This window comes from Paenibacillus periandrae, from assembly GCF_022458865.1.
GTDB classification, from domain to species: Bacteria; Bacillota; Bacilli; order Paenibacillales; family NBRC-103111; genus Paenibacillus_S; species Paenibacillus_S periandrae.
On the sequence record NZ_JAJNMU010000123.1, the window covers coordinates 1 to 498 of the forward strand.

The window sequence follows — 498 nt, forward strand, 5'->3', positions numbered from 1 at the left end:
CATGATAGGGTGCCCAAGGCAAACGGGTTTTGCCGACTGTGATCGTGGTCGAGTCGATAAGAAGAAGGTCCTTAGGCAAACGTAATTCGCGGCGCAAGGGTCGGTTGCATTTTTTCAAAAGTAGCTGCAAAGTCTGCTTAAACAGGTCATAAGGAACATCCTTGGCTTTTTTGGAAAAGGTCGAATAATCGCCGGCTGGTAGTCCGCAATGGGCTGCACGATCCGCACCATCGCGATAACCGTCCCATTGCTCAAAAGCGGCTTGGGTCCAGTACTGTAAAAGCGTATATACCGTAAAAGTGCGGGCTCTATCGTGATAACCTATGATTTCGATGATCGGTTTTATTTCTTCTTCGCTTAGCAGGGTTTGAACCAACGTTCGGAATAAGGTAGACTTATTCATGAGGTCGCCTCTTTTCGGAATGGTTTGGTGGTACTTACCATTTACCCGAATCGGCGGTCTTTTTTGTTACATATTTTGGTTAATCAACAGGCGTG

General features: G+C 46.6%; 1 pseudogene. It reads right to left on the reverse strand.

Annotation, left to right across the window (positions count from 1 at the left end):
- Positions 1-403: pseudogene (locus LRL21_RS44855) on the reverse strand (IS4 family transposase); the annotation flags it as partial.
- Positions 404-498 lie beyond the last annotated feature (95 nt).